At 70.9% G+C, this 6,510-nt stretch carries 4 protein-coding genes and 3 pseudogenes; 4 read left to right on the forward strand and 3 right to left on the reverse strand.

Features of this window, described 5'->3' with window-relative positions; genetic code table 11:
• Both ASG00_RS16260 and ASG00_RS01415 read left to right on the forward strand, forming a co-directional pair.
• The coding region (locus ASG00_RS16260) for an efflux RND transporter permease subunit (protein ID WP_235559036.1) at positions 1-1,511 on the forward strand (1,511 nt) is incomplete at its 5' end.
• 44 nt (positions 1,512-1,555) lie between these two features.
• Positions 1,556-1,894 carry a YciI family protein gene (locus ASG00_RS01415; RefSeq protein WP_056206277.1) on the forward strand — a complete coding sequence of 113 codons (339 nt, stop codon included), beginning with the start codon at positions 1,556-1,558 and terminating at the stop codon, positions 1,892-1,894.
• Positions 1,895-1,974: 80 nt separating this feature from the next.
• On the opposite strand, the gene ASG00_RS01420 is transcribed toward ASG00_RS01415, so the two are convergent.
• Together ASG00_RS01420 and ASG00_RS01425 are read right to left on the reverse strand one after the other, a co-directional pair.
• Positions 1,975-2,898, reverse strand: a complete 924-nt coding sequence (locus tag ASG00_RS01420; RefSeq protein ID WP_056206279.1) for an NADP-dependent oxidoreductase — start codon at positions 2,896-2,898, stop codon at positions 1,975-1,977.
• 80 nt (positions 2,899-2,978) lie between these two features.
• On the reverse strand, positions 2,979-3,722 hold the full coding sequence (locus ASG00_RS01425) for an aldose epimerase family protein (protein ID WP_268771862.1): 744 nt from the start codon (positions 3,720-3,722) through the stop codon (positions 2,979-2,981).
• A gap of 324 nt (positions 3,723-4,046) precedes the next feature.
• On the opposite strand from ASG00_RS01425, the pseudogene ASG00_RS16265 reads away from it, so the two are divergent.
• Positions 4,047-4,574, forward strand: a pseudogene (locus ASG00_RS16265) (DEAD/DEAH box helicase); the annotation flags it as partial.
• Between the two features lie 264 nt (positions 4,575-4,838).
• Positions 4,839-6,261, forward strand: a pseudogene (locus ASG00_RS16275) (DEAD/DEAH box helicase); the annotation flags it as partial.
• 52 nt (positions 6,262-6,313) lie between these two features.
• On the opposite strand, the pseudogene ASG00_RS16280 reads toward ASG00_RS16275, so the two are convergent.
• Positions 6,314-6,510 (reverse strand): annotated as a pseudogene (locus tag ASG00_RS16280) (Rv2578c family radical SAM protein); the annotation flags it as partial.

The following is a 6,510-nucleotide window of genomic DNA, read 5'->3' on the forward strand; positions in this document are numbered from 1 at the left end:
TGCTCATCGCCGTGCTCGTGCTGGTCGGCACCGGCGGGCTGGCGCCGCTCATGAAGATCAACTTCTTGGGCGACTCCGGTCAGAACACGCTCACGGTGACGCAGTCGCTCGGCAACGCGGCCAGCCTCGACTCCGAGGACGCCGCAGCGAAACAGGTCGAGCAGGCGCTGAAGGGCGTCAGCGGCGTCCAGACGGTGCAGACCTCGATCGGCTCGAGCGGGTCGTCGTTGCGCGACGCCTTCTCGGGCGGCGGGTCAGGCGTGACCTACTCGATCACCACCGACGCCTCGGTCGATCAGGTCGATCTGCGCACCCGCGTGGAGTCGACGCTGTCGGCGCTTCCGAACGTCGGCACCGTGCAGGTGCAGGCGTCGGGCGGCGGGTTCACGTCGAGCAACATCGAGATCGACATCACCGCACCGGATGAGTCCTCGCTGCAGCAGTCGAGCGACGCGCTCGTGAAGGCTGTGCAGGGGAAGGCGGGCATCGGTCAGATCTCCAGCAACCTGTCCGCCTCGCTGCCCTTCATCGCCGTCACGGTCGACCGTGCGAAGGCCGCCGCGGCCGGGCTCTCCGAGGTCGCGGTCGGGAGCATCGTCTCGAACACCATGCGTCCGCAGCAGGTCGGCACCGTCGAGCTGAACGGAACCGGCGTGAGTGTCTACCTGCAGGCGAGCGACGTGCCCACGACTGTCGATGCGCTCAAGGCGCTGCAGATCCCGACGGCGGCCGGCGAGGTGCGCCTCGACTCGCTCGCCACTGTCGCACAGAGTCAGGGCCCGGTCTCGATCACGACCGACCGTGGCCAGCGCACCGCGGCGATCACCATCACGCCGTCGACCGACAACCTGGCGACAGCGACCGCGAGCGTCAACACCGCGCTCAAGGACACCGTGCTGCCCAGTGGCGCGACCGCCACGATCGGCGGTGTCGCCTCCGATCAGTCGTCGGCGTTCTCGCAGCTCGGGCTCGCGCTGCTCGCGGCGATCCTCATCGTCTACATCGTCATGGTCGCGACCTTCAAGTCGCTGCGTCAGCCGCTGCTGCTGCTGGTGTCGGTGCCGTTCGCCGCGACCGGTGCCATCATCCTGCAGGTCGTCACGGGCGTGCCGCTCGGTGTCGCGTCTCTCATCGGCGTGTTGATGCTCATCGGCATCGTCGTGACGAACGCGATCGTGCTCGTCGACCTCGTCAACCAGTACCGCGAGAAGGGTCTCTCGGCCCACGACGCCGTCATCGCCGGCGGCTCGCGGCGTCTGCGCCCGATCCTCATGACGGCGCTCGCGACGATCTTCGCGCTGACCCCGATGGCGCTCGGCATCACCGGGCACGGCGGGTTCATCTCGCAGCCGCTCGCGATCATCGTGATCGGCGGGCTCGTGTCGTCGACGCTTCTCACCCTGCTCGTGCTGCCGACGCTCTACAACCTCGTCGAGGGTGCCAAGGAGCGTCGTCAGGCGCGTCGGGCGGCGAAGACCTCGGCCGTGGCGGAGGCGAGCCCCGCGCACTGACCGGACGAGTGGCGCGGCGCCGGCTCCGGGAGGATGATCACCCCATGCAGTTCCTGGTGAACGTGGTCGACAGTCGCAGCTCGTCGGCGACGCCTGAGGAGATGGCCGCGATCGACGTCTTCAACCAGACGCTCGTCGACGGCGGCCACTGGGTGTTCGGGGCGGGCCTCGCGCATCCTGCGGCATCCGTTCTCATCGACGGTCGCGGCGCCGATCCGGTGCTCGTCGACGGACCTCTCGTCGAGGCGCCCGAGTGGACGTCGGGGTTCTGGATCATCGAGGCGGACGATGAGGATGCCGCGCGCACCCTGATGATCGAGGGTTCACGCGCGTGCAACCGCCGCCTCGAGCTGCGGCCGCTGCTCGGCCCGCCCGCGGACTGAGCGCGACGCGCCGAGCGCAGCAGCGGGCCGGCCGCAGCAGTCGGGACGACGCGGCTCTGCGCGCCGACCCGACTCCGTGCTCACGGTTCGAGCACGACCTTGCCGCGCAGGTGGCCCGCCTTCAGGTGCGCGTAGGCCGCTGTCACCTGATCGAGCGGGTACACCGAATCGATCGGGAAGAGGATCTCGCCCGTGGCGACGCGGCCGGCGAGCTCGGCCAGGTCCTTGTTGTCGGCTTTCGCGCCGCCGACGGAGGAGATGCCGTGCTGCGCCGCGAAGGAGTGCTCCGCGATCGTGTTGATGCGTCCGGTCGGCACGCCGAGCTCGACCGCGGCCTCGAGGGTCGCGCGACCCTGGTTGTCGAGCACCGCGTCGATGCCCTCGGGCGCGAGCTCGCGCAGACGCTCGACGAGTCCGTCGCCGTAGGCGACCGGCTCGATGCCGAGTTCGGTGAGGTAGCCGTGGTTGGCAGGGCTCGCCGTGCCGATCACGCGGGCTCCCGCGAGGCGGACCAGCTGCGCGGCGATGACGCCGACGCCGCCCGCGGCCGCCGAGACGAGCACGGTCTCGCCCGCCTGCGGTGCGACCTGACGGACGCTCGCCACAGCCGTGCGGCCGACGATGTCGAGTCCGCCGGCCTGCGCGACGGTGAGCCCGTCGGGGATCGGGATGACGCTGCCGGCGTCGACGACGACGTACTCGGCCTGCGCGAAGTAGCGGCTGCCGCCGAAGACCGCATCACCGACGGAGACCCCCGTGACACCCTCGCCGACCTGGTCGACGACACCGGCGTAGTCGTTGCCGTTGCCCGACGGCAGCACGATGTGGGCGCCATAGCCGCCCGGCTTGTCCTGCATCACCTCGATGATCTTCCAATCGACGGGGTTGAGTCCCGTCGCCTGCACCTTCACCCGCACCTGTCCGCCGTCCGCCTCGGGCGTGGGGATGTCCCGCACTTCGAGGTCGTCGGTGGCGCCCCAGCTCACGATCTGCACTGACTTCATGGGAGTTCCTTTCCGAGGAGGCCGCAACCGCGCGGCATCCATCGCCATTCCCCCGACGCGCGGGGTGTCGTCATCCGTGGTCACACGACGAGATCGATGCCCCAGACCAGTCGCCAGCTCTCACCGGGCGCCAGCCAGCGCAGCCCATCGCCCGAGTTGAGGGCGTCGGCGGGTGCCGTCATCGGCTCGATCGCGATCGCGACGGGGGTGCCGGGGAAACGGTCGGTGGTGAAGGCCTGCAGGTGGGTGAAGCCATCGCCCGCCCAGAGGTCGACGGTGCGTCCGTCCGGGGCGCGCAGCAGCCCGTGGATGCGCCCCTCGTCGTCGCGCACCGGGTCGGCGTACGCGGTGTCGATGTCGAGGTCGCCGACCCGACGCGGCGTGCGCAGGTCGTGGGCGGCATCGACCGGGGCGGTACCGACGGGCAGCTTGCGGTCGTCGAGCAGATAGCGGGTCGCGGCGTCGATCTCGACGGTCAGGTCGGCGGTCGCGACATCCGAGATCTGCAGGTACGGATGCGTTCCGACGGCGACGGGCGCGTCCTCTCCGCCGACATTGGTGATCTCATGACGTACCTCGATGCCGCGCTCCGCGATGCGATACGTGACGCGCGTGTCGAGGTGGAACGGATAGCCGGTCTGGGGCACGACCGGTGCCCGCAGGGTGACGCTGTCCGGGGCGACCTCGTCGGCTGCATACGTGGCGAAGCGCAGCAGCCCGTGCGAGGCGTTGCCCAGCTGAGGCTCGGTGAGCGCGAGCTGGTAGCTGCGGTCGCGCTGGCTCCAGGCTCCGGCACGCACACGGTTCGGCCACGGCACCAGCACGACCCCGCACGCAGCGGGTGTGGGCAGCTCATCGGGGNTGGAGGCCGAGACCGCGCCCCGACCGATGTGAAACGGGATGCCCGTGGCCGGCGCAGCACTCATGTCTTCAGCGTAATGCGACGTGCGCTACGATAGAGGGTGGGCTTCGGACACCGCGTGACGCGGTTTTCTTTCTTGTGTGAGTCCTCGGGGCCGATGGTGTGCGCTATTCGGCGCTCATGACCACCATCACTTGAACGGCCCCCGGCCCACGTGCGCCCGGGATGCTCGGCATGAACCGAGCGCTGTTCTCGTGCGTTCAGACACGAGGAAGAAGAACTCACCATGCCCAAGAACAAGAAGCCCGCCGGCGGTCGTCCGGCGAAGAACTTCGACCCGCGCTACGGGTCGAAGACCGGGTTCCAGGACCGCAAGCGCCGCCCGGGCGAGAGCTCGAGCGCCACGGCCCGTCCCGGCTCCAAGAGCCCCAACCACCGCGGATATCGCGCCGACGAGCAGGCCGCCGAGGCGCCCAAGCGTCGCTGGAGCGCCCAGGAGAAGGCCGGCCGCGACGAGGCTCGCGGCATCCGTCAGCACGCCGCCGACGGCGGTCGCGGCTCGTACCGCGACGACCGTCGTTCCTTCGAGGACCGCGGCGAGCGTCGCCCTTACGGCGACCGCGACCAGCGTCCGTCGTACGGCGACCGCACCGATCGTCCCGCCCGCGGCGGAGAGCGTCCGTCGTACCGCGATCGCGGCGACCGCCCCGCGTACGGCGACCGCGGCGACCGTCCCTCCTTCGGCGACCGTGCCGAGCGTCGTCCGTACGGCGAGCGTTCCGAGCGTCCGTCGTACGGTGACCGGGCGGAGCGTNGCGTGACCGTGACGACCGCCCGTCGTATCGCGACCGCGGCGAGCGTCCCGCGTACGGTCAGCGTTCCGAGCGTCCCGCATACGGCGACCGCGACCAGCGTCCGTCGTACGGTGACCGTGCCGAGCGTCGTCCGGCGCGTGACCGTGACGAGCGTCCCGCGTACGGCGACCGCGGCGACCGGCCCTCCTTCGGCGATCGCGCCGAGCGTCGTCCGTACGGCGAGCGTTCCGAGCGTCCGTCGTACGGTGACCGGGCGGAGCGTNTCGTGACCGTGACGACCGTCCGTCGTACCGCGACCGCGGCGACCGTCCCTCCTTCGGCGACCGCGACCGCCGCGACGACCGCGCCCCGCGCACGGGTGACCGCCGCGATGCCCGTCCCCGTCGTGACGACGCCCCGAACCGCGCCGACTGGAACGCGAAGCCTGCCCGCTTCGAGGAGCACGTCGACGTCGTGCACGAGCGTCTCGAGGCGCAGGCCGTCGAGGCCGAGACCGTCGAGGGTCAGGGTTTTGCCGAGCTCGGTCTCGGTCAGAACATCGTGAAGGCCCTCGCCGAGCTCGGCGCCGCCGCCCCGTTCGCGATCCAGGCGGCGACGATCGGCCCGATCCTCGCCGGCCGTGACGTGCTGGCCCGCGGTCGCACCGGCTCCGGCAAGACGATCGCGTTCGGCGCGCCGCTCGTCGAGTCGATCCTGCGCGCGCAGGCCGGCAGCAAGCGCGAGTACGGTCGCGCCCCCAAGGCGATCATCCTCGCGCCGACGCGCGAGCTGGCGCTGCAGATCGACCGCACCGTGCAGCCGATCGCCCGCAGCGTGGGCCTGTTCACCACGCAGATCTACGGCGGCGTCCCGCAGGCCCGTCAGGTCGGCGCGCTGAAGAAGGGCGTCGACATCATCATCGGCACCCCGGGCCGCATCGAGGACCTCATCGAGCAGGGTCGTCTCGACCTCTCCGAGGTGAGCATCGCGGTGCTCGACGAGGCCGACCACATGTGCGAGCTCGGTTTCGTCGAGCCGGTGCAGCGCATCCTGCGTCGCACCGCCGAGGGCAGTCAGAAGCTGCTCTTCTCGGCGACCCTCGACCGTGAGGTCGCCGCCCTCGTCGACGAGTTCCTCGTCGAGCCCGAGGTCTACGAGGTCGCCGGTGAGACGCAGGAGTCGGGCACGATCGACCACCGCGTGCTCGTGATCGACCACCGCGACAAGGCCGAGGTCGTCACCTCGCTCGTCGACCGTGAGGGCAAGACGCTCGTCTTCGCCCGCACCCGCGCCTACGCCGAGATGCTCGCCGAGAGCTTCGACGACGCCGGCATCCCGGCCGTCGCGCTGCACGGCGACCTCAACCAGGCCAAGCGCACTCGCAACCTGCAGCGTCTGACCGACGGCAAGGTGCGTGTGCTGGTGGCGACGGATGTCGCGGCCCGCGGCATCCACGTCGACGACATCGACCTCGTAGTGCAGGCCGACGCTCCCGACGAGTACAAGACCTACCTGCACCGCTCGGGCCGCACCGGACGCGCGGGTCGCAGCGGCACGGTCGTGACCCTCATCACCCGTCAGCGTCGTCGTCGCATGACGGAGATGCTCGAGCGCGCCGAGATCAACGCGCCCTTCGAGGATGCCCGCCCGGGCGACGACCTCATCGAGGAGCTCGCCGGTCGCCAGCTCGCCGAGGTCGACGCCTGATCCGATGACGCGGGCCCGAGCCGAGCCCCGTCGCCGCCTTCGCGGCCGTCCGTCAGAACAGACGGGCGGCCGCGGTCGTCTGTGGGGTGGGCACCGCGGAGGCGCCCGTCGTGCGCACCGCGGGCGGGGCGGATGCCGCGCCCCGACGGGTGCGCGTGGGCAGTTCGGTCTCATCCCGCCCGTCAAGTCGATGGGCGCGCAGCAGCGGACGCATCCGTCGCGCGAGCCATTGCCGGTAGGCGGCCGGGG

Source organism: Microbacterium sp. Leaf351 (genome assembly GCF_001423825.1).
GTDB classification, from domain to species: domain Bacteria; phylum Actinomycetota; class Actinomycetes; order Actinomycetales; family Microbacteriaceae; genus Microbacterium; species Microbacterium ginsengisoli.

Coding starts and splice junctions, on each gene's coding strand:
- ASG00_RS01415 (WP_056206277.1), top strand. CDS start 1,556: ATGCAGTTCCTGGTGAACGTGGTCGACAGTCGCAGCTCGTCGGCGACG.
- ASG00_RS01420 (WP_056206279.1), bottom strand. CDS start 2,898: ATGAAGTCAGTGCAGATCGTGAGCTGGGGCGCCACCGACGACCTCGAA.